Here is a 19,239-nt window from a genome sequence, read left to right on the forward strand (position 1 = left end):
TATTAATATATTTTCTTACTGTAGTTCTAGAAACCTTCATCTCTCTAGCTATTGCTCTTTGAGACATATTTTCTCTAAAATATTTCATTAGTATTTCTGCTTTCTGATCCAGCTTTATCACCTCTTGTCCCCCCTCAAAAGATATCTTCAAGGGGTATTATATTTTAAGGTGGACCAGTTTTCAATTATTATGGTGGTCTACTTTTAGATTAACATAAACAACTATCCAGTGTTAAATCAAAGATAGCAGTTAAGGTTATGACACTCTTACCTAATCCCATATCTAAGAGCACTGCTGCTATAGGATGATTGAGGATATACTCAGTGGCATAAACCTGATATTCATGAGGCTTGTATTTCACGAAGTATCCCTCCAATCTGTTCTATATGATCCAGGCAGAACACCAAAAAACCAAGTGCTTCTAACTGTCTTTTTCGCTTTTCCTGTAGAGGCCTTAAGGTTTTACCTGGTGCTTTTACCTCTACAAAAGCAACTTTTCTATTAGGTAATAGAATCAATCTGTCTGGCATTCCATCAAAACCTGGTGATACAATCTTAAGTGCAATGCCGCCTATATCTTTTACTGATTTTATTAGTTGCTGTTCAATCAATTTCTCTCTCATAAATCCTCCATGTTCCCTAAATCCAAAAAGTCTCTATACGTGCGTATATACGCGTTTGTAGGTAATTTCTTCTTTTTGTCTTTAGGATTATTTTTAATAATAATTATTGGAACAATGGAACAGAGGTTATAAAGTAGCCTACTTTACAAGGGGCTGCCGCCTGTTCCGATGAGGTGTACCAAATGACCATTTTTGTTTCACCGGAACAGGTAAAATTTGTTCCAGAGAAAAAATTGTTCCATGTGTTCCAAACTAAATTATTCTTTGGGAACATAAACCCATTGTGGTCCATAAAGCGGGATTCGTTCTTTTTTCACGAGACCTGTCCAGCCTCCGATACTTGCCATAATCGCCGATATTTCATTACCATCCACCCTTCGCAGGTTGGCTCGATCCTTTCCAAAGCACTCACACCAAATTTCCATATTAGAAACCGATTTTCGTTTCCAAACACCAACCCTCTTGCTTTCACCAAACTCAGTTCCATTGATATAGGCTCGGCGTTCATATAAATCCATGGTGTCCCAATCTTCAGGTAAAAGCATGTCAAGGTACTCTCGTACTAAACCTTCACGCTCATCGGATTCCATGGCTTCCCGCTGTTCTTCTTTTGCAAGCTTCTCAAGACTGGCATCAAGGTACAATTTCTCTCCAGCCTTAACGAAGGTAAGAGCTTCAGCCCATATCTGAAGAATTTCATCCTGCTTTAGCTGCCATGACTTTTTAGTTCCATTCCCCGGAGTCTTTACCGGCCAGAAACGACGGTTTCCTGTAGTGTCACGTAAATAGCCTTTTTCAGCATTAGTTGTACCAAAAAATATACATTGCCTTAAGTGGGGAGTAGCCCTTCTGCCAAAACTAGCTCTATAAATATCATTCTGGCGAGATAGAAAACTCCTTAGGGTTTCCACTTCAGCTTTTTTCAGTCCAGCTAGCTCTCCAATTTCTAAAATCCAATAACCCTGTAACTTTTCTGCAGCGGTCTTATCCTTGGTATCCGATAAGTTCAAGCTATCAGAAAACCAGTCTCCACCTAACTTGGCTATAAGAGTACTTTTTCCAACTCCCTGCGGGCCATTTAAGACCAACATGGAATCAAACTTGATTCCTGGAGTCAGTACACGAGAGATAGCCGCACATAAAGTTTTTCTTGTCACAGCCCGAACATATGGGTTATCTGATGCACCTAGATAATCGATTAGCAAGGTATCTACTCTAGCTACCTTATCCCATTCAGGGAGTGCATCAATAAACTCACGAATCGGATGATAAGACCTGTCGTCAGCGACCTTCGCTACCGCTACATCATAGTTTCTTGCAGAGAAGGTCCCGTAGTGGGTGTCAATGTAGCTGATTAGCTGGGCATCATCTGCATCTCTCCAGAACTTTGATGGATGTGGCCAAGGAACCTCACCTTTAATTTCAAGGCTATCTGATAGCTGATTAAACACAATGCTTTTCAGGTTTGGATCATTTTCAAGTATCAAAATCAAATTTCTAAGGGTATTTTTAACTGTTCCTGTCTTATCAAGTTCCAGCTGCTTTTCCCAATCTTCATCAATAAACTCTTTTTCAGCCTGAGCCTTTCGTTCTTCTGCAAACTGCTCTTTTACCCGTTCATCCTCTAAAGCCAAATCTGTCATAGCTCTAAACGAAGGTAGTTTACTTGGCGGTGTATTTTCTGCGACCTTTTCATCTAAGTCCCGAAACTTATGCACTCGGACCAAATCAAAAGCGTTTAGCAGCATTCCACATGCTGGATCGGTGGCATGATGGCTATAAGCAAATTTACCGTCATAGATTACCAAGCCCGCTGAAGAATCTGCTGGAATATAATCAAATCGGCCATTCATGGTACTAGGTTCATATACATCCAGTAGAAAAGCTTCGATGGCTTCTTCAATGGTATAGGCCCTGCAAAATGCTCCTATAACACCTTCTTTAATTAATGGATCTGCTTGTTTAGTTATTTTCCTTTGCACAACCTCTGACTGTCTAGAAGATACAGGCCACATGGAAGTATCCCGCCAGTCTTCATATTTTGAAAGATAGCCATCTGGGTCTAACAGTTCTCCATCTTTTTCTTTAAAGACAAACTCTCCATCTGACGGTGTAGAAGGCCAATACATTAGTCTTGAAGGTTCATAAGTGGTGTCATCGAATAAATCAATCCCAATCTCCTTTGCAACCATCCGACCAAGGGCTGGGTATTCATCCTCTGTTACTTCTCTTTTAAGTGGAATAATAAGTCTTAATCTTGGTGCATCTGGTGTATGTTTATGGGTAGAATAGATGCAGCATTTGAAATCATGTAACGCTTCAATTTGATCCCAAATCCCCGGTTTGGCATAATCCATATCTAAAGTCAGGAGGGAGCGGGAGAGGACATAACCATTTCTGCGCTTTCCTTCACGGAGAGCTCCTCCCACAAATCCACCGACGTCTTTTATTGAGTCCTGTTGAGCGCGACTCATTTTTCGGAACTCAGATACAGTTTCTGTTGTTCGTATGGTAGATTTAACTCGTGAGATAAAGTCCTCCCATGTGATATCTTTGTTCTTCCACTTTTTATCCATTCGGCTGTTACCAACCGCTATCTTCATAGCTTCTGCACCTCCTCGCAGTTTTCAGAAAAATACCGGATAGGTATACGATGCTTCGATGCTTTATTTATCTCTGCTTGCATCCCTTTTGAGATATAGCGACCAAATACCCACAGCTCATCACACTTTCTAAGCCATACCATGCCAAAGTATAGTCCTAGTTTTCTTTGTTCAGGATCGCCATCATCTAGCACTTGAGGGTATAGCAGATGAGGAGCAAAAGGAATGGTTCCTTGCTTCACTGCAAACTTCAGGTATTCTCTAGCTTTATTCAGATTTTTTTCTATGTCTCCAGCAAAAGGAGAACAAATAAAAACGCAAGGTTTATAGTTTTTTGCTTTTTCTTCACGCATGATATTTTCCAAGGCTTCTGCTGCAGTTGGATCTGGATAGCCTTCAGCGTTATATCTATCCATAAGTTACATCTCCTCGAATTCGGACTCTTGTTCAATCAATGGTAAAATACCATGATCCTTAAGAAGCTCATAAATGAACAAGCGTCCTTTCTGAGTCCAGTAAGTATGAACCTTTGAATGCATCGTCCCATCATTTCCAAGGTAAGTATGGGTTTTTGTCGTCGTATATCCATGTTGAGCGTACTTTTGATATAGAAGCCAAATCTTCCCTTGACGGAATTGAACACCTAAATTATGCAGATACTCATTAAACCAGCGCCCTGACTTTCCATAGTCCTTGGCTATTGTTGTGATAGACACCGCATCCTTACAGTTAAGTACCACATCGTAATAACTTGCTTTAGGTTTCATTTCTGCAATTTGCTGTTCTTGAATGCTAATGGTAGTAGTTAACTCAGCATTTTTAGCTCTTTCCGCTTTAAGCTCCTGTAGTGCCTGAATCAAAAAGTCTGGATTAGCAAGTAACTCATCTGTAGCATAAAGGCCATGCCTTCTGATTGAAGGAAGCACCTCATGGGTTACCCAGCGCTTAAACTTTTTAGCTTCTGGCTTTCGAGAAACCAATATCACGCTATAAAGACCACTTTCATTGATAATAGATACTTCCTGTTTTCCTCCAGGGGTGTCGATAATATCGACTCCCTTTTCATCACTGTCCAAACGAGCCATAACATCACGACTGTTTCCAATGTCTAGTACCGAACATACATCTTTTAGAACCCACCAAGGATTTCCATCCTTCATTACTGTTCTTACTGTGTTGCCTTCATAGTTGAATATAGTTATTTTGTTCATATTGAACCTCCTGCTTATTGTAGTAGAGCAATAAGACATGCCCTCAGCTATAAGCAAAAAAAGAGGAGGTTTCGAACCCCCTCAAATTAATCTTTTTTATAAAAATTGCATTCGTATCCATCTGCGCGAAGTAAAAGTCCTTGAGCCCAAGTTGGCGTCTGATTCATTAGAGTACATATATCAGTAACGGTTACTTCTAAAGGGACTTCTAAAACTACCTCATCATGGACATGCATTACAATATCAAAACCTTTTTCATCAAGCTTTCTCATGGCACAGCAAAGAATATCTCTTGAAATAGCTTGCACAATATTCTCGACAAACTTAGGACCATAACTTTCAATGCGCTCCCATTTCTTTGTGGCACCAACTCCTTCATAAGTCACTGCTTCACTGCCAAAGCTGTTAATACCTATTCTTGGTTTAACATAAGTAAGTTGTCTGCCAGAAGGAAGCCATATTAATAGCATCCCGCTACGATACTCAAAACGGATACGGTGGGTTTCGGTTCTACACCTTTCTGTTACAGCTTCTTTGACAGCACGATCAACATCCCACCAAAGTCTAACAATATTAGGATTTGCATTCCTCCAAGCATAGACTAGCGGTTTTAATTCTTCTTCGGTAAGACCCATGTCAAGTGCACCCATTGCTTTTAATGCACCTACTGACCCTCCATAGCCACAGTTATGAACTAACACATTTGAAACAGTAAATCTATGATTCTTACCTGCATTTAATATGTCATAAACTCTAACCTTGCTTGGATTAATCTCCAGTTCTTTCTCTGTTCTATAACTGCCATTTCTGCTGATGCTATAATTCCTTCTCTTGTCATGCCATTGGATATCATCCTTGTAACAACACTTCTTGCATAGGGCCAATTTTCTTGTTTGAAATCTGGGATTACTGATATTCTTCTGTTGGCTTGATTTATACTTCTTGGAACAAAACGAATATTGCCCTTTTCGTAATTTCCGTCGTTGTCTATCCTGTCCATCTCTAAATCTTGGCGTACATTTTCTACATTTTTCAATATCCATATCCCCGCACTGAGAACTGAGGGAAAATTGAATTTTATACCCCTTCCCCCATATAAATGGTAATTCCTTGCCTTTGGATTCTCGCAACGCTGCTTTGCGGCAGCAAGTCTTTTCTGTAGCCACAAAGGTATCTTCCTTTGTTGAGAGCATCTCTGGCAGCCTTTTGATTTTCCAGATTTTAAGCTGTTTAAATTTTGCCACTGTATACTGTGACAACCTGTGCATTGTGTTAGGACATAGCAATGATTCATCTTTGCATTCCATCTTTTCTGTGCACTTATTATTTTCACCCAGCCGTATTGCTCTCCTACCATTTCCGGTTTGTATGAGATGTGCTTTGCAGGTGGCAGCTTCTCCAAATTGTATTGGCCTCGATTTCCCTTTGACCCATACAAGATGGTCTTTTGTAGCTGTAAGTCCTCCATAAGTTATAACCTCCTTTTCACCTTTTGAAATGACACCATCATGTTTTACCCAATCTTCACCATCCCACAATTTATGTTTTGTTGTAATATCTTGAATTGGAACAAGTCCTTTATCCGTTAACACAAGACTATTATGTGCTATACAAGCCAGTTCTGCCTGCTTACCTTTCTGCCTTAAATGTCCGTTAACGCCATTCTTCTCAACAGGAACATTAAACATTTGCGATGCTGAAGCACAATAAATGTCTCCGCCATTTGCAAACACTTCATTTCTCCATGTCTCCCCAGCAAGCCAAGCAATTACTCTAGCTTCTATTGCACTAAAGTCAGCAACGATAAACTTATATCCTTTCTTTGGCACAAAAGCGGTTCGGATTAATTCAGACAAAACTCCCGGAATAGAGTCATACAATATTTCCAAGGTATCAAAATGGCCACCTCTAACCAAGCATCGTGCCTGTTCCAGATCCGACAAATGGTTCTGAGGGAGATTTTGAACTTGTATAAGCCTTCCTGCAAATCTACCGGTTCGATTAGCACCGTAGAATTGTAGTAGTCCCCGAGCTCTTCCGTCAGTGCATACAGCATTTTCCATAGCGGTGTATTTCTTTACACTGGATTTAGCTAGTAACTGTCTCAGTTCCAGTACTTCACTCAGATGTTCTGGAGCTTCCTTTAATAGTGCCTTAACTGATGCCTTATCAAGACTGTCTGTTTCCAGACCATTTTCTGATAGCCAGGACTTCATTTGAACAACTGAATTAGGATTATCAAGATCAGTTAGTTCTTTTAGTCTGCTTGTTAGCTCTTCTCTTACTTTTTCATCACATTGAATCGCTTTTTTTACCAATTCCAAATCCAACTGAATACCTCGATCATTGATTTGCTGGTCTAGAATATAGTTCTTCCACTCCTCTTCCGGCATAGGAAATTTTTGAAGCTTTGCCTGTATGGAAAGTTCAACTTCAACGTCTCGAAGGTTATATTCTTTGAAGCTATTCCACTTCTCTGGAGCATGTTCAGGTAAATTTCGTGTACGACCACCATTCGCCCCTGTTGGTTTGCATGGAACTGAAAAATATCGGATGAGCTCTTTACCTTCTGTCAGCTTTTTCTTATCTGCTCCTGTTACAATTGCTGCCCCTTCCAAAGATAGAGGAAGTCCAAGATACGCAGACCATACCATCGTACAACGCCAAGAATCAGGTTCTAGGTGAATACCAAAGTGTTTAGATAAGCAAATCCGTTCAAACTGCGCATTGAATGCCCATTTGGTAACATTATTATCTAAAATCGCTTGCTGTATTTCTTTAGGTATTTTTTCGCCACAAGCGAAATCCACTACTTGTACCGGCCCAGCATCTACACTGTAACCGAAAAGTAAAATCTCAAAATCCGGTGCTTCAGCGTAACGATAGACCCCGCTTTTGGCGAGGTCTACGCTACTATATGTTTCTATATCTATGCTGAGGGTTCTCATGATAAAAAGTCATCATCCACGTCAGTGGCAAAGTCATCAGCTGCATTAGTTCTTCCACCCAAAGGCTCACCATCGCGGATTTTTTGAATATTTCCAAGACCACATGCTATACCCTTATTCCCATTGGAGTTAAAGGCATAAAAGTTGATACTTACTCTTGCATAAACACCGGAGTATACTTCTGAACGCTCAAGGATTGGATTGATATTTTTATCTACAATTTGTGGGGCAGTATTGCTATTGGCATTGATAAAATAGCTATTTGCATAAGCTTCGTCATCTGGACGATCAATATCTCCATCACGTAGAGGAAGCTTTAACGCCGCTTTATTTGGAATCTTGCCACCGAATTTACCTTTACCTTCTTCTATTGCAGCATTCACCGCTTCATTGATAGCACTTAAGGTTTTAGTATCACTCTTAGGAATAATCAGGCTCACACTGTATTTTTCAGCACCGCCATTGATTGATTTAGGTTCCCACACATTAGCATAAGAAAGTCTGACAACTCCTGTAACTACTTTTGTTGGATTTGTTCTTTTTGCTGTTTTTGACATAATTTTTATACCTCCATAAAATCATTTTTTGCTGATGATGTGTTCATTTCAGGACGCTTGTCTGAAACTGGTACTAACGTCGGTTTGCCTGGTGGCTTTATAACTAATCCACCAAGGACTTCATTGAATTTTGACTTGCCCATCAATTTTTCCATTTCAGTAATGGTGATGAGACTTTGTTTGTATATGTCGCGGTAACCTGCATTCTTTGCCGCTTCTGCGACCGCTTCTTCATCTTTGTATTTACGGTTGGAGCGACCTTCGACTACTTTAAAGCCAGGCCACTTCTTTCCATGATTAACTGCTTCATCCGTCGCATAGGCTATAATCTCATTTGCCCAGTTAGTGAGATCACCGATAGAAGATAAAATGTCAGCAATCTCTTCATCAGATAAAAGTGGTGGTAGAGCAAACTCAAACGTAGCCAGTTTCATTTTTGCTTCTGCTCTTGCTCTACATTTCACAGCTGCTCTGCAAAATTGACACCATTCACCGGGACAGAAGTTGCCGTCACCATTGAAGGCTAATTCAGCTTTAGGTTTTAAAACTTCTTCAGCCCACTGATACAAGTTTTCTTTTGAGACTGTGGATGTACTGACATTTTCTCGACGGGGTTGATAAATTGTCATTGAAACCATCTCGATATCATAAATGCCATCAAATAGATCCAGTGCACCAAGGGCATAAAGTTTCATTTGAGGATTGTCTTCTGCGCTGACTAAGACACCCTGACCGTACTTAAAATCAATAATGTGAAGAGTTCCATCAGCTATAATTAAACAATCCCCGGTTCCAAATCCCTCAGGTACATACTTTGAAAAATCAAGCCGCTGTTCTATCAAGATTAGGGGATCACTACAAATTTGCTTAGCTTGCTCAATCACTTCAAGTACAAACTCCACGTAACCATCGGTATAATTGTCCATCTCATCTGAGTCGTATGGAGAGACCGGCTTTTTTGATCTCATCTTAAGTGCCTTTCGGAGTTTGTGTTCACTTAATGCATGAGCTGCTGTACCTTCAGCTGCAGCCTCACCACTGTTGTCATCAAACTCCTGTTCTAGCCTTGCCGATGGTGTACAGTTCATCCAGCGATGAGCCCCTGACGCGGAGAGAATTGCATGTTTACTCATTTCAACTCCTCCGCATCAGCAAGAAGTACAGCATACTTACTTGGATCAATCTGACTAAGTTTTGATGCACCATACTTTTCTAGAAGACCTCTAACCTGAGCAGTAAATCCATCATGACTTTTCTCCGCGAGCACCGCTCTTACTTCTTCTAAGGTAATTTGCTTTTCTTCAGGCTGTTTTTCATGTTTTGGCTGCTCTGACTTTTTATCCTCCTTAGGCTCATTACTTCCAAGGGCATCAGCTACAGCCTGCAAACTATCTGCCAGTGCTCGAAGATCTGACACTACATCAAGAAGGAGCTTAATCTTACTCATGTCCTACACCTCCTTCCTTTATTTCCTTAATTTCTACCGTCTCAACTGAGTCACCTGGAGTAATTACTAACAAACTGGCTTTCTTTCCAAATAGGAAATCAAGCATTCTAGTTCGGATAGTCTTACGACTACTTTGAATGACGGAGCTTTTTTCGCCATTTGGCTTTGCCACATTAATAGTGACTTTATGTTTTAGGCTCATATTCCCTCTCCTTTCCGGGGCAATTTATCTCCCCTCACCGATAAGCGAAAAAGAGAGTTCTTTCGAACCCCCTTTCAGAAAAGATTTTTTAATAGATTCTTTAGAACCCAATTAGTATAGAATTTTTCTAAGTCTTTCATGAAGCTTCTTAAGGCGGCCGCGAATGGCAGCTTCTGTCACACCTTCTTCTGCTGCAATGTCAGTGTTGGAGCGTTTCTCAAGATATACTTTTTGGAAAAGTTCTTTCTGTTGTGGTAAAAGACATTCCATTGCCTTAGTTAACTTGTCCAGCATATCTTGATACTCAGTTTCATCTTCCGCTTGGAGCATAAGATGTTCGGGATTCGCAGTATCATCCGCAAGATACTTATTGCGGTCATTTGCCAATTCATTTTCACCATCATGATAGGCATCTAAATGAGTTGTAACTCTGTAATCATAGCGGCGCTGCTCGTCCACTTCGTCATCATCCATAGTATGTAAAAGCTCGATATCAGCTTCGGTGACTCCATCTTCGCCTGGGGTTATTACAATCTTTGTTCCTTCAGCGGTGTAATAAATGTAGTTAGTTCTCTTTTTTTTACTTGTTTTGTACGCTCTTGACATGTTTTTGCATCCTTTCCGCCGGTTTGCATTGGCGGCAAAGGATACAAAAATAGGCCTGTACCAGAAGTACACAGACCTTTTTATCCTGAAAATGAGCGCAATAAGGTAAGGTACTTCTATTGCACCGCAACAATCCTTACGGATTGGAGCGAAACAATATGTATCCTCTGCCCTTATTGCAAATCAGGCATTCGATATTTTTTTGTAGACGAGGGACGGTCTTAATCTAGCTACTTACGAAGGACCTTTCCTTCGTCTAATATTATTGTAAGGTAGAAATGGACAGCCTTGGCGGACACCTCATGCCCGGTTATTTCATACTCAAAATGATGCTTTTCTCCTCATAAACACCTAAAAACAGCAATAAAAAAAGCCATACACAAACCCTTAAAAGGATTCATGTATGGCTCATGTGCCTAACAGCTAAAAAAACGGACATCCCGTGTCCGCTTTTTCAAAAATATTTTGAAATTTTATAATGGGTCTGCACCATGTTCCTGTAAAAACGCTCTAATCTCATCCATCGATTTTGGATATAGGTGAGTCAGGGCAAAATTATACCAAATATGACTATCGTTATTGAAGTTTAACGAAAAGGGGGAATTGCGAATTATATGACTACTAATATTAGGTGGTAGATGAAGTCCAAGGCAAATTAAGATTATGGAATTGATAGAACCTGGCTCTTCACCATTAACGATTCGTCTTATAGTACGTTCATTAATCAGTATTCGTTCAGCTAATTCTTTATAAGTTACATTTTTCCATTCACGCACTATTTTAAGAGAGCTTGTATAACTATTTGGCAGTTCATTATAGATCCGCGTTTCTTCAGCTAGTGTATCAGCTAGTATCTTTGCTTTCTTCTCTGGAGTTGCGTGTTCAAAACCGTTACAGTATTTTATGTCGAAATCAATATTTGATGTCTTATCTCGGTTGAGAAAACATTCAGTATAATATCTTTCCTTACATCCAGACTTGACTGATAAGTTAAAAGCCAAACAGCACTCTTCCATATGGGTTCGTGCATAATCAGTAAGTACAGTCTGTCCAAATATATCCTGTGTTAAATATTTGGGATGATTTAAAACAAAGTGAGAATCTACATAAACATAACTTCCATCTCCAACTAAAGCTGCCATTTCAGGATTAGTTATGCTTTGGATGGCAGCATCCTCCGCACTTATAGAGAACGTTTGATTTCTTTCAAGTGCACCTTTCTTAAACCTATGAGGTTTGACGTAACGACCATCTATGTAAGTAAAAGTTCCAATTGCTTCCTCATACCCAGCATCAATCATTCGGATTTTTGCTGCGGTTCGAGAAACACAGAAAAACGTAGCCAAAGCGTCAATAACTGGTTCCATTACATCTATAAGTTCAGACGTTCCTAATTCCGTACGAAATTGCTTAATATACTTAAACGCTTGGGTTTTAAACATTGCAAGTGGCATTTGTATCTTTGGAGTGAGAGCATTTGCCTGCCATTCCATCCAATCAGTTGCATCTCTGCTATTGTCTTTTATGCCACCAACAACCTGACACTTGATTCGTGTTAGACTGTTGTTATAGAGCCGCTCCAATTCAAATGCTTTTCTATGCTGATCCCAATGAACACACTCATGGACAATGGTATTGTTTACCGATCCTAGATTACGTAGGAAGAACGCTTTTGGATCAACTATGATAGTTCTGGCATCTACATGGGTCTGTACCATTTCATCACTGTCCTCATCATAGAATACTGCATCACAATCATGAAAGTATAGCTGTCCAAAAACAGAGAAATCCTTTGTAATTTCTCTCATTTCCACTGTAAGACCCATTTTTTCTGCTAGTACTTGTGGTTCAATTGCCATTGGGGTTTTTAGTGCTTCTGGGTAATGTCTGCGAAGAAAGTCTGTAGCGACAGATTCAAGTTGCTCCTTATGAATGATAGGGACAAGAGAGTCCGACATAGGTTTGGGCTGCTTATTTTTACTGGTATACTCAGTTACACTAGAGATTGTAAAGTCATCTAAATTGCAAGCCAAATCTCCTGAACATGTCAGCATAAACCACTGCCTACAATTTTCCGATTCATCATAATGATAGTCTGACTCACGGACTTCTAATTCGGCTTCCACAACAACATCAAATTCTATTTTCATACCTGGTAAGTCATTAACAGATACAAACTTTACTTCTATATCTGATAATTCTATGCCACCAATATTTCGAACCCTGTATAGCCTTAAGTCTAAATCATCGTAGTTATCCGTGGTGTAACTTTGTATAGTAGCAAATATTTCATTATAGAACCTATCTGCCACATAGTCTTTAAAAGAACGATTACCCGCCACTATATTATCCCCCTCTCCAATCAATGTTAAAAAGATTTATTCTGCTTCTAAAATATCTCTCTTTTTATTAATCCCTTGGATAATATTGTAACATCGCAATAAAGAGCTTTCAATCGATTCTGCATGAAAATCTTGCTATCGCATGATTATTCATGCTTTAAGCATTGTTTTTTACATTTTGAGGTGATATACTTGAAAAAGGACTTGTAAAGTGGCCTATTATTAAGCCACTTTACTTCTTTTAATGTAGAAGTTGAGAGGTGGAAATTGATGTCCATAAGTTATAAAAAATTATGGAAATTACTTATCGACAAAGATATGAAAAAGAAAGATTTACAGATAGCTGCAGGAATAAGCTCATCTTCCATTACTAAAATGGCGAAGAATGAAAATGTAAGTACAGAAACTTTAACTAAAGTTTGTAAAGCACTTGACTGCGATATTTCCGATATCGTTGAAATAATAAAAGACTAGCCTTATTAAGCAGAAGTCTAAGCAAATATACGGAGGTCATTATGAAAATAAATACATTTTTCGACTTTTGTTCGGGAATCGGAGCCGGAAGGCTCGGTTTAGAGCAAAGTGGATTAAGATGTGTCGGTTATTCAGATACAAGTAGACTATCGGTAGCAACATATAAACAGATGTTTGATACTGAAAATGAAAAGAATTATGGAAACTTAAAAAAAATTAAAAGTGAAACTCTACCATCATTTGATCTTCTAATTGCAGGATTCCCTTGTCAGACATTCTCTGTCATAGGTAGAAAAGCAGGATTTAATGATGATAGAGGGCAGATCATTTTTCACCTTATAAGAATCCTTAACGAGACTCGCCCGAAATGTTTCATATTAGAAAATGTACGTGGACTTGTGAGCCATGACAAAGGTGCAACAATTAAAAAGATTATGACTGAATTTGATGATATTGGATACTCAGTTGTTTATAAGGTTTTAAACAGCCTTGATTACGGCGTTCCTCAAATGCGGCAACGAGTATATTTCATTGGATTTGATAAAAAATCGAATCTTTCTGCCGATGGCTTCGAATGGCCAACAGTAGAGCCCGTACCTGGTTTAGAAAATTATTTAATTGATTCAAACAACGATATATCAGAGATTAATCTTGAAAAATTCACATATTACCTAAAAAACCCAACAAATCAGGGAAAGTATGTACCAACAGATTTCTTGGATGAAGAATTACTTATAATCGATACAAGAATGTCAGATTTAAGGTTATACCGTGGAAAGGTGCCAACTTTACGCTCTCAAAGAGACGGGATCTTTTACATAAAAAATCATGCCATTAAAGAACTAACAGGTTTTGAAGCACTACTTTTACAAGGTTTTCCTGTACAATATGCAGAAAAAGTAAAAGACAGTGTTACAAATAGACACTTACTTATGCAGGCTGGAAATGCAATGACAGTTAATGTCATTAAAAAGTTAGGTGATTGTATCATTAAACATCTTAAAAAAGAGGAGGTAATATAATGTCATCAATATGGGAAGATTTTGAAATTGACTGTACCGAATATTTAAATAGAAAATTCGGTGATTATGCAAGCTTTAAACATGAGGGGGGATCTGACTCCACTATACCAGACATTAAAGTTACAACTAAGTCTGGCAATATTTTTTACATTGATGCAAAGCACTCTCCAGCACAATGTGGTCAATTTGTTTTGCTACCAGATATTGCATCAAGTACATTTATTTATAGCCGTCTAAATACCACTCCAATTAATACATACGCAAAACAAATCATTGAACATATGAATGCCCAATTTGACGAGTTTAAGGAGGCTGGAACAGCAGGAAAAGATATAGTAATGAATAATGGTTCTGAAATCTTTTCAAATTGGATTATCGACAGCTACAGAAATAAGGGTGCTCGCTATTTTATAACAAATAACTATACTATTTTACCTGTTGAAAGATTTAGTGAATATTTTAATGTTAGTGCTAAATACAGAGTTAAACGCAGTGGGTCAAGTCATGTTGGAAAGAGTAATATATCCAATGTTCTAAACTATATTAAATCCAATGGCTATAATATTGAAAGCTCAAGAACAGATGCTGGCAAGCTTTTTGTCGTTTCAGCGGAATCCTTACACAACCAACGTTTCCTATTACACGGTTATGAATATATGTTCTCTCTACGAGACTCTGAATACGAAATCAGAAAGCTTTCTAATACATTTAATGCAAACGTCATTTTTTCAATTGACTTAAAGTCAAATAAAAGCGGTATTGGACCAGATGAGTTCATTCAGGCTTTGAGGTAATCTCGTCCTCAATGAATTGCTTATACTTATTTAGTGCATACTTAAATATACTAAGCTGGTATTTACCAATTGGCAAATCTACATTTTTAAACTTATTCATATTGTCATTTAAACCTTTGTTTTGAAAAAGGGAGAATAGGTAATAAAACTTATCACTGCGATATTGCTCATCAATATCGCAGTTTTCTATCGCCTTTTCAAAACGTTTCAATCTCGACACAAGATCACTTTGCATCTTTTTGGATATATTATTTTTAGATAGCCATTGTCTGAATTCTATTTCCCTCATTCTTTGCTCCCTCCATGGCACTTCCTATCTCTTGACCAATCAGTTGCAAAACATCAATAACTACAGAATTACCAAATTGCTTATAGGCTTGATTATCACTCTTGCAAATTTTGTAACTATCTGGAAACCCCATTAGTCTAGCACATTCTCTAGGATGCAATTTTCTGGTTTTTCCATTAATTAAGTATCCTCCCGTTTTGGCAAATATTCCTCCACCGTTAGCCGATAGCGTAATCGCTATCCCTTTTACACTATATATTCTTTCACCTTGACCGCCTTTATTTACTATTCCTAATCTAATTGGTTTGTTACTGTACTTGTTATCTTCCACCCCATTGAAATAAGTATCTGGCCTCTGTATGTATAGATGTTCTACCTGGCTTTCATCTTCTAATAAAAAGTCTTCAACATGTTTTTTCAATGGGAAAGGCTTTGGAAAATTAAACTCTCCAATGTCTAAATCATTTCTAAAGCAAACCATGTAAATACGCTCTCTCTTTTGAGGAATTCCATAATCAGCAGCGTTTAAAACTCTCTGATGGAATGTATACCCCAACTCCTCCATAATGGTTTTTACCACGGACAAAGTATTACCATTATCATGAGAAGCAAAATTCTTAACATTTTCCATAAAAACTACCTTTGGCTTCTTAGCTTTCACAATTCTTGCGACATCAAAAAATAATGTACCTCTACTATCTTCAAATCCACGCTGTTTCCCACTTATTGAGAAAGCCTGACATGGAAATCCAGCACATAGAATATCATGATCAGGAATAGAGTTTTCATCTACTTGAGTAATGTCTCCATCAGGGATATCTCCAAAATTCTCTGCATAAACTTCTCTTACAGGTTCATCCCATTCACTTGAATAAACACATTTTGCACCCAGCGATTCTAATGCAATTCGAAAACCACCTAATCCTGCAAATAAATCGATAAAAGTAAAACCAGAAAGCGACTTTTTCTTTATATTAATCATAGTGAATCTCCTCTTTAAGTTTTAATTTCTACTATCATTATAGCGCATTGCGCTATAATTTCAAGTTCTTTAGTCCTAAATTACTAAGTGTTTTCTCAATCAATTATCTGTTTAACCCCATGTATATCTATCCTATCTCCTCGACCCTACGATTTTATCTAATCTGTCAACTCAACCCTACACACTTTTTTACAGTCGACCTGTTTCCTCAATAAATAAAAATAAGGATTTCCAAGGTTAAGAGGACTGCCAGACATCAGACAGAAAATCTTACAACCTTGAAAACCCTTTATTTATCAGTATTTTTAGTAGAGCTACTTCTCAACCCTTGACATCAAGACAACACACTCAACGTGCCCAGTATGCGGAAACATATCCACCGGCTGAACTTCCTCTACCTTATACCCATTCTCCGCCAAATACTTCACATCCCTAGCCATAGTAGCAGAGTTACATGACACATATACAACTTTCTCTGGGCTTAATTTTATAATGGCTTCTATAATTTCTTTTTCGCAACCTTTTCTAGGTGGATCAACTACTACCTTGTTACCCTTTATTCCTTTATCCATTAATTTAGGAAATACTTCTTCGGCTTTTCCCACTATAAATTCCGCATTATCTATATTGTTTAATCTCGCATTTTCCTTAGCATCTTCTATAGCTTTATTTACTATTTCCACTCCATATACTTTCTTAGCTTTTTCTGCCATATATAAGGAGATAGTTCCAATTCCACAGTATAAATCATAGATAATATCATCTTTATCTATATTTAAGTATTCTATAGCTTTATTATATAAAACCTCTGCTTGAGTTCTATTTATTTGGAAAAATGAGTTAGGTGATAGATAAAACTCATACTCTCCTATATAATCTAATAATTTATCTTCTCCATATATTTTTATATATTCTTTCCCATATGTAGTAGATGAGTTTAGCTTATTTATATTTTGATAAATACTGATTATATCTTCTTTAATCAACATATTTATTAATTCTTTTTCATAGGGTATCTTATTACTACCTATGACTATAATCACCATAGCCTTATTATCTTTATTAATTCTTATACCTATATGACGTACTATTCCTTTTTTAGTATTTTTATTATAGGGTTTTATATTAAATGAATCCATCCAATGTCTGATTATTTTTATTATCTTATTTCCCAATTCAGGTTGAAGTATGGTTTCATTCATATTGACTATATCATTTGTATTTTGTTCATAAAATCCGATAACTGTTTCTCCATTTTTTTCACCTACTGGTATTTGAACATGGTTTCTATATCTATAGGGGTTATCCATACCTATAGTATCATTAATTTTTATATTATCTAAATTTGCTATTTTAAGAAAGTCCATCTTTACCTTATTCTTCTTCCACTCCAGTTGCTTAGAATATTTATATTCTATTAAAGGTATTCCACCTCTAGCTTCCTCTATATTAAAATCTAGCTTTATTCTATCTTTTGATGGCTCTATAATATTAGTTACCTGACCTATGGCAAAATTCTTCTTAACCTCATCTATTTTTCCCACTACTTTATCCCCAATTACTCCACCAGAAACAAAAATTGTAAAATTATCAACCTTTACTACTCCATTACCTTCATGGGTAAAATCGATTATTTCTCCTTCAAATCTATCTCCAACATTAATTCCCATAACTTCCTCCATTATAATTTGATGTTAAAAATAAATACCCTTCTTAAAGGGTATTTATCTATAATTTATTTTGCTATTTCCATTAATCTTTCTTCTATATATTCTTTAAGAGGTTTACCAGATATATTTACCTTAGTTTGATCCATAGGGTCTACCATTATTCTAAAGAAGTTGATTATTAATTTATTTCCATCTACATAATATTCAGCTTCATGTCCAGGTATAAAGATTACTTCTAATTCTTCAAACTTTGCATCTTTTGGTAATTTTTCTTTCACATCATCTAAGTTCAATGTTTTAACAGGTCTAACCATATTGTTCATGTTTTCTAAGTCTTCTAGCATCCACATATGGTTATTCCAAAATTTTCTTTCCTTTTTACTTGAGTTATTTAACATTTCTCTATTGGATATAGCTGATAATACTTTTCTAACAGATTCTTCATTAAATTCTTCGTCGTATAGATATTTCATATCTTCTTTATTTGCAACATCTATAAAAAAAGAATCTACTACTTTCTCTCTATCAGCAATAGACTGCCAGATAAATAGCATCATTTCCACTGTATCAAAATTAGTCTTTATTGTCTTCACCATTAAAATCGTCTCCTAATCCTTAGTTATTTTAATTTAATTCCTTTGTCTTCTATTGTGATTAATCCTTCTTTATATAGTTTTCCTATGGCTCTTTTAAATCCTGATTTACTCATACTCAGTTCTTTTTTTATTCTCTCTGGGTCAGTATTATCATTTAGAGGTAAAAATCCATCTCTTTCCTCTAGTTTTAATAAAATATGCTCTGAGTCTTTATCCATTTGAAGATGAGCCCTATCCCTTAGACTTAAATCTAGTTTGCCATCTTCTTTTACTTTAGTTACTCTTACTTCTACTATTTCCCCTACTTCATAAACACCTAGTAGTTCTTTTTTGGGAATCAGTCCATCATATTTATCTTCTACTGCTACAAATGCTCCAATATCTCTATTGATGCTATAAATAGTTCCCTTTACCTTATCATTTTCCTTGTATGGAGACTCTGTACTTAACATATCTTTTATTTTCATAGTAGCACAAAGTCTATCAGATTTGTCTAAATAAACTCCTACTAAATATTCCTTTCCTTTTTCAACTGACCCTACAGTTTCACTAAAAGGTAAAAACAAATCCTTTTCTAATCCCCAATCTAAAAATGAGCCTATTTTAGTTTGACTAATTACCATTAAATGAGCCATTTCTCCTACTTGGGCTTTTGCTCTTTTTGTGGTAGCAATAATTCTATCTCTGGAATCATTATATACCATTACTTCTATTTCATCTCCCACCTTTGCCTCTTCTGGTATTTGAGATTTAGGTAACAATACATCATCTTCTCTGCTATCATCAATATTCAAATAAGCTCCTACAGATGTGAATCTTTTTATTTTTAATTTCTGTATTTTTCCTATTTTTATCATATTTCACTTCCTTTT

General features: G+C 37.1%; 20 protein-coding genes. 3 read left to right on the forward strand and 17 right to left on the reverse strand.

Translation table 11 applies throughout. The features are described from left to right. From FYJ83_RS20525 to FYJ83_RS04565, 12 genes are all read right to left on the reverse strand, one after another. On the reverse strand, positions 1-121 hold a 121-nt coding region (locus FYJ83_RS20525), incomplete at its 3' end, for a helix-turn-helix domain-containing protein (RefSeq protein ID WP_154439151.1). Positions 122-342: 221 nt separating this feature from the next. After that, a complete protein-coding gene (locus FYJ83_RS04515) occupies positions 343-624 on the reverse strand; it encodes a VRR-NUC domain-containing protein (protein ID WP_097033507.1) in 282 nt (93 codons plus the stop codon). Positions 625-881: 257 nt separating this feature from the next. Next, a complete protein-coding gene (locus tag FYJ83_RS04520; protein ID WP_154439152.1) occupies positions 882-3,227 on the reverse strand; it encodes a virulence-associated E family protein in 2,346 nt (781 codons plus the stop codon). Then, positions 3,224-3,643, reverse strand: coding sequence for a DUF7768 domain-containing protein (locus FYJ83_RS04525; protein WP_009052904.1), 420 nt, complete (start codon positions 3,641-3,643; stop codon positions 3,224-3,226). The genes FYJ83_RS04520 and FYJ83_RS04525 overlap by 4 nt, the downstream gene beginning before the upstream one ends. Positions 3,644-3,646: 3 nt before the next feature. Continuing rightward, positions 3,647-4,438, reverse strand: coding sequence for a phage antirepressor (locus tag FYJ83_RS04530; protein ID WP_113784416.1), 792 nt, complete (start codon positions 4,436-4,438; stop codon positions 3,647-3,649). Between the two features lie 86 nt (positions 4,439-4,524). Further along, complete coding sequence (locus FYJ83_RS04535) at positions 4,525-7,386, reverse strand: DNA polymerase (protein ID WP_154439153.1); 2,862 nt, start codon at positions 7,384-7,386, stop codon at positions 4,525-4,527. After that, entirely contained in the window at positions 7,383-7,943 is a 561-nt protein-coding gene (locus FYJ83_RS04540; protein WP_154439154.1) for a DUF2815 family protein, read from the reverse strand. Before FYJ83_RS04540 ends, FYJ83_RS04535 begins: the two co-directional genes overlap by 4 nt. A gap of 5 nt (positions 7,944-7,948) precedes the next feature. Beyond that, positions 7,949-9,076 (reverse strand): DUF2800 domain-containing protein, encoded by a 1,128-nt coding sequence (locus tag FYJ83_RS04545; RefSeq protein ID WP_154439155.1) that lies wholly within the window; start codon positions 9,074-9,076, stop codon positions 7,949-7,951. After that, the gene (locus tag FYJ83_RS04550; protein ID WP_154439156.1) at positions 9,073-9,390 is read right to left on the reverse strand and encodes an rRNA biogenesis protein rrp5; all 318 of its coding nucleotides are present in this window, start codon (positions 9,388-9,390) and stop codon (positions 9,073-9,075) included. Before FYJ83_RS04550 ends, FYJ83_RS04545 begins: the two co-directional genes overlap by 4 nt. Next, on the reverse strand, positions 9,383-9,592 hold the full coding sequence (locus FYJ83_RS04555; RefSeq protein ID WP_041160340.1) for a hypothetical protein: 210 nt from the start codon (positions 9,590-9,592) through the stop codon (positions 9,383-9,385). Before FYJ83_RS04555 ends, FYJ83_RS04550 begins: the two co-directional genes overlap by 8 nt. Before the next feature lie 111 nt (positions 9,593-9,703). Continuing rightward, positions 9,704-10,198 carry an RNA polymerase sigma factor gene (locus FYJ83_RS04560; RefSeq protein ID WP_154439157.1) on the reverse strand — a complete coding sequence of 165 codons (495 nt, stop codon included), beginning with the start codon at positions 10,196-10,198 and terminating at the stop codon, positions 9,704-9,706. Between the two features lie 473 nt (positions 10,199-10,671). After that, positions 10,672-12,540, reverse strand: a complete 1,869-nt coding sequence (locus tag FYJ83_RS04565; RefSeq protein WP_229768488.1) for a helix-turn-helix domain-containing protein — start codon at positions 12,538-12,540, stop codon at positions 10,672-10,674. Between the two features lie 270 nt (positions 12,541-12,810). Here FYJ83_RS04565 and FYJ83_RS04570 point away from each other — a divergent pair, with 270 nt between their 5' ends. From FYJ83_RS04570 to FYJ83_RS04580, 3 genes are read left to right on the forward strand one after another with little or no spacing between them, the layout of a single operon-like run. Then, positions 12,811-13,014 (forward strand): helix-turn-helix domain-containing protein, encoded by a 204-nt coding sequence (locus FYJ83_RS04570; protein ID WP_058009470.1) that lies wholly within the window; start codon positions 12,811-12,813, stop codon positions 13,012-13,014. A 41-nt stretch (positions 13,015-13,055) separates the two neighbouring features. Beyond that, positions 13,056-14,036, forward strand: a complete 981-nt coding sequence (gene dcm / locus FYJ83_RS04575; protein ID WP_154439159.1) for a DNA (cytosine-5-)-methyltransferase — start codon at positions 13,056-13,058, stop codon at positions 14,034-14,036. Beyond that, on the forward strand, positions 14,036-14,830 hold the full coding sequence (locus FYJ83_RS04580) for a PDDEXK family nuclease (RefSeq protein ID WP_097033496.1): 795 nt from the start codon (positions 14,036-14,038) through the stop codon (positions 14,828-14,830). The genes dcm and FYJ83_RS04580 overlap by 1 nt, the downstream gene beginning before the upstream one ends. On the opposite strand, the gene FYJ83_RS04585 is transcribed toward FYJ83_RS04580, so the two are convergent. From FYJ83_RS04585 to FYJ83_RS04605, 5 genes are all read right to left on the reverse strand, one after another. Then, positions 14,811-15,119: a hypothetical protein gene (locus FYJ83_RS04585; protein ID WP_216585076.1), complete on the reverse strand. Its 309-nt coding sequence runs from the start codon at positions 15,117-15,119 to the stop codon at positions 14,811-14,813. The two genes, FYJ83_RS04580 and FYJ83_RS04585, sit on opposite strands and share 20 nt — an antisense overlap. Next, on the reverse strand, positions 15,085-16,101 hold the full coding sequence (locus tag FYJ83_RS04590) for a DNA cytosine methyltransferase (protein ID WP_154439160.1): 1,017 nt from the start codon (positions 16,099-16,101) through the stop codon (positions 15,085-15,087). Before FYJ83_RS04590 ends, FYJ83_RS04585 begins: the two co-directional genes overlap by 35 nt. A 314-nt stretch (positions 16,102-16,415) precedes the next feature. Then, complete coding sequence (gene rlmD / locus FYJ83_RS04595) at positions 16,416-17,771, reverse strand: 23S rRNA (uracil(1939)-C(5))-methyltransferase RlmD (RefSeq protein ID WP_154439161.1); 1,356 nt, start codon at positions 17,769-17,771, stop codon at positions 16,416-16,418. A 65-nt stretch (positions 17,772-17,836) separates the two neighbouring features. Next, complete coding sequence (locus tag FYJ83_RS04600; protein ID WP_154439162.1) at positions 17,837-18,367, reverse strand: TDE2712 family protein; 531 nt, start codon at positions 18,365-18,367, stop codon at positions 17,837-17,839. Between the two features lie 23 nt (positions 18,368-18,390). After that, positions 18,391-19,224, reverse strand: coding sequence for a CvfB family protein (locus FYJ83_RS04605; RefSeq protein WP_154439163.1), 834 nt, complete (start codon positions 19,222-19,224; stop codon positions 18,391-18,393). Between the last annotated feature and the right edge of the window lie 15 nt (positions 19,225-19,239).

Source organism: Tissierella pigra (assembly GCF_009695605.1).
Classification (GTDB): domain Bacteria; phylum Bacillota; class Clostridia; order Tissierellales; family Tissierellaceae; genus Tissierella; species Tissierella pigra.

Excerpts from the sequence above, each read along its gene's own strand:
- FYJ83_RS04515 (WP_097033507.1), bottom strand. The coding sequence starts at position 624 with ATGAGAGAGAAATTGATTGAACAGCAACTAATAAAATCAGTAAAAGAT.
- FYJ83_RS04520 (WP_154439152.1), bottom strand. The coding sequence starts at position 3,227 with ATGAAGATAGCGGTTGGTAACAGCCGAATGGATAAAAAGTGGAAGAAC.
- FYJ83_RS04525 (WP_009052904.1), bottom strand. The coding sequence starts at position 3,643 with ATGGATAGATATAACGCTGAAGGCTATCCAGATCCAACTGCAGCAGAA.
- FYJ83_RS04530 (WP_113784416.1), bottom strand. The coding sequence starts at position 4,438 with ATGAACAAAATAACTATATTCAACTATGAAGGCAACACAGTAAGAACA.
- FYJ83_RS04535 (WP_154439153.1), bottom strand. The coding sequence starts at position 7,386 with ATGAGAACCCTCAGCATAGATATAGAAACATATAGTAGCGTAGACCTC.
- FYJ83_RS04540 (WP_154439154.1), bottom strand. The coding sequence starts at position 7,943 with ATGTCAAAAACAGCAAAAAGAACAAATCCAACAAAAGTAGTTACAGGA.
- FYJ83_RS04545 (WP_154439155.1), bottom strand. The coding sequence starts at position 9,076 with ATGAGTAAACATGCAATTCTCTCCGCGTCAGGGGCTCATCGCTGGATG.
- FYJ83_RS04550 (WP_154439156.1), bottom strand. The coding sequence starts at position 9,390 with ATGAGTAAGATTAAGCTCCTTCTTGATGTAGTGTCAGATCTTCGAGCA.
- FYJ83_RS04555 (WP_041160340.1), bottom strand. The coding sequence starts at position 9,592 with ATGAGCCTAAAACATAAAGTCACTATTAATGTGGCAAAGCCAAATGGC.
- FYJ83_RS04560 (WP_154439157.1), bottom strand. The coding sequence starts at position 10,198 with ATGTCAAGAGCGTACAAAACAAGTAAAAAAAAGAGAACTAACTACATT.
- FYJ83_RS04570 (WP_058009470.1), top strand. The coding sequence starts at position 12,811 with ATGTCCATAAGTTATAAAAAATTATGGAAATTACTTATCGACAAAGAT.
- dcm (WP_154439159.1), top strand. The coding sequence starts at position 13,056 with ATGAAAATAAATACATTTTTCGACTTTTGTTCGGGAATCGGAGCCGGA.
- FYJ83_RS04580 (WP_097033496.1), top strand. The coding sequence starts at position 14,036 with ATGTCATCAATATGGGAAGATTTTGAAATTGACTGTACCGAATATTTA.
- FYJ83_RS04585 (WP_216585076.1), bottom strand. The coding sequence starts at position 15,119 with ATGAGGGAAATAGAATTCAGACAATGGCTATCTAAAAATAATATATCC.
- FYJ83_RS04590 (WP_154439160.1), bottom strand. The coding sequence starts at position 16,101 with ATGATTAATATAAAGAAAAAGTCGCTTTCTGGTTTTACTTTTATCGAT.
- rlmD (WP_154439161.1), bottom strand. The coding sequence starts at position 17,771 with ATGGGAATTAATGTTGGAGATAGATTTGAAGGAGAAATAATCGATTTT.
- FYJ83_RS04600 (WP_154439162.1), bottom strand. The coding sequence starts at position 18,367 with ATGGTGAAGACAATAAAGACTAATTTTGATACAGTGGAAATGATGCTA.
- FYJ83_RS04605 (WP_154439163.1), bottom strand. The coding sequence starts at position 19,224 with ATGATAAAAATAGGAAAAATACAGAAATTAAAAATAAAAAGATTCACA.